Source organism: Micromonospora sp. HM5-17, from assembly GCF_003762835.1.
In the GTDB taxonomy this organism is placed as follows: domain Bacteria; phylum Actinomycetota; class Actinomycetes; order Mycobacteriales; family Micromonosporaceae; genus Plantactinospora.
In genome coordinates this window covers 1-2,153 of sequence record NZ_RJWA01000031.1, presented here as the reverse complement: position 1 = coordinate 2,153, position 2,153 = coordinate 1, and the positions used below count along the sequence as shown (strand labels likewise).

Annotated in this window: 3 protein-coding genes; 2 read left to right on the top strand and 1 reads right to left on the bottom strand. The window is 65.2% G+C overall.

Features of this window, described 5'->3' with window-relative positions; genetic code table 11:
* Positions 1-23: 23 nt before the first annotated feature.
* On the bottom strand, positions 24-353 hold the full coding sequence (locus EF879_RS26805; protein ID WP_123563369.1) for a hypothetical protein: 330 nt from the start codon (positions 351-353) through the stop codon (positions 24-26).
* 194 nt (positions 354-547) lie between these two features.
* Here EF879_RS26805 and EF879_RS26800 point away from each other — a divergent pair, with 194 nt between their 5' ends.
* Positions 548-1,414: a winged helix-turn-helix domain-containing protein gene (locus tag EF879_RS26800; RefSeq protein ID WP_123563367.1), complete on the top strand. Its 867-nt coding sequence runs from the start codon at positions 548-550 to the stop codon at positions 1,412-1,414.
* Positions 1,411-2,106 (top strand): HAD family hydrolase, encoded by a 696-nt coding sequence (locus tag EF879_RS26795; RefSeq protein ID WP_123563366.1) that lies wholly within the window; start codon positions 1,411-1,413, stop codon positions 2,104-2,106. Before EF879_RS26800 ends, EF879_RS26795 begins: the two co-directional genes overlap by 4 nt.
* Positions 2,107-2,153 lie beyond the last annotated feature (47 nt).

The following is a 2,153-nucleotide window of genomic DNA, read 5'->3' as shown; positions in this document are numbered from 1 at the left end:
AAAAGGGGCGGGGCGAAAAATCCTCAGCGCGCGACCGGCTTGAGGCCCTGCGCCTTCCACGTCAGACCCGACCTGCCGTCCCGCTCCCAGTACGAAACCGTGGGCGCGATCAGCTCCACCACGTCGCCCTCCTCGATCCCCTCCGGGGCGGCCGTCAGCGTGATCTTCAGCTCCTCACCCTTACCCCTGTACCCGTCCTGCGTCGCCAGCGGCTTCGCGAACACCGCCACCGTGTACAGCGGGTCATCCGTCCCATACGCCGTGATCACCCGGCCGTCCTGATCCGCCTTGATCGACGGCTCCTCCACCACCCGCAGCTTGTAGCCAGACAGGTCCACCGGGATGTTCCGCATCTTTCGATCTCCTTCAGAGTGATCTTGGGTGCCCTGCACGCTCGACGACACAGCCAACCTGTCCCGCCCGGGGCCAACTTGTCGTACCTGGCTAGCCAGGCGGGACATGTAGAAGGTAGCCCGGCCTGGCTAGTCAGGTCAAGGTGCTACCCGAAAACTTCCCTAACTTGGCTAGTCAGCGCTACGGTGGGTGGGTGACTAAGAACCTTGACTTCCTGGGTCAGCTAGACCCAGATGATCCGAAGCAGGCGTCGCACCAGATTGCTAACAAGCTGCGGGCAGCGATCCTTACGCGACGGCTTGCCCCCGGCGACAGGTTGCCGTCGCAGCCCGAGCTAGCCGCCCGCTACGGCGTAGCACGCGAGACGGTCAAGAGGGCGTTGGACCTGCTCCGGGCAGAGCGGCTGATCGTGTCCAGGCAGGGCAGCGGGGTGTTCGTTCGGGCGCAGACACAGCGCGCCGTCGAACTGCGTCCGCACATCGAAGCCGCGTTTGAAAGGCCACACGTCACGGTCGACTTCGCCGGGTTCTCCGGCGAGACACTACGAGATGCACTCGCCGAGACGCTCGACAAGGTGCGTGTCGGCCGACTCGCTCCGGAGTCCATCGCCGTACGGGTCCTCGTCTCCGACATGACCGCGCCGATGGCACTGCCCGCACGAGCCGAGACTCAGGCTGACGACCCGGCCGTGCGCGAACGAGCAGAGCGGATCACCCGCCGGGCGGTCGACGGCATCATCGACCAGGTCACCGAGCTAGGCGACCTGGGGCTCATCCGGTCGGCCACCGTCGAGGTACGGATGCACCGCGCTGCGCCACTGTTCAAGCTCTACATCCTCAACGGCGAAGAAGTGTTCTTTGGTTTCTACCCAGTTGTTGAGCGGACTGTCTCAATCAAGGGCGAACCAATGGCGATTTATGACCTGATGGGCAAGGACGTACCGCTGTTCCACTACGCAGTGACCGACGACGACACCTCCCACGCCGCGCAGTTCGTGGAGGCATCCCGCCAGTGGTTCGACTCGGTATGGTCGACAATCGCCTATCGGTACGACGGATGAACGCCAACCTCGACCAGCTATTCAATGAGATCGGCGCGGTATTGCTCGACTTCGACGGACCGGTATGCAGCATCTTCGCTGGCTACCCGGCGCCGCAGGTCGCCGCCGAGCTGGTCGACGTGCTGCACCGACGCGGCATCGAGGCGCCGCCGGACCTCATCAGCGAGTCGGACCCGCTTGAGGTGCTACGCCGCACCGCGGCTACCGGCGATCAGGCCGCCACACGGGCCGTAGAGGACGCGCTACGCGCCGCCGAACGCCGAGCCGTCGAGACTGCCGAACCGACTCCGTACGGCCGGGAGGTCATCGTGGCTTCCCGGCAGGTCGGCTTCCCCGTGGCGGTAGTCAGCAACAACTCTGCCGGCGCCGTACGCGCCTATCTGGCAGCACGTCGCCTTTCCACGCATATCTCGTCAGTCGTCGGCCGGGCATACGCCGACCCGGAGCGCATGAAGCCCAACCCGGAACCGATCCGACAAGCCGTACGCGCGGTAGGCGAGTCGCCGACCCGGTGCGTACTGATTGGCGACTCTCTCACGGACATTCACGGTGCGCGGGCAGCCGGGGTAAGCGTTATCGGATACGCGAACCGCTCGACCAAGGCCGAAAAGTTTCGGGCAGCTGGAGCGGATGCAGTGGTCGCCAGCATGCGGGAGATCGCTGACGTACTGGTCGCTCGCTCCAACGCCTGAGCCTGCAACTGTCAGCGCCCCATGGACGGGATGGCCGCAGCGTAAGC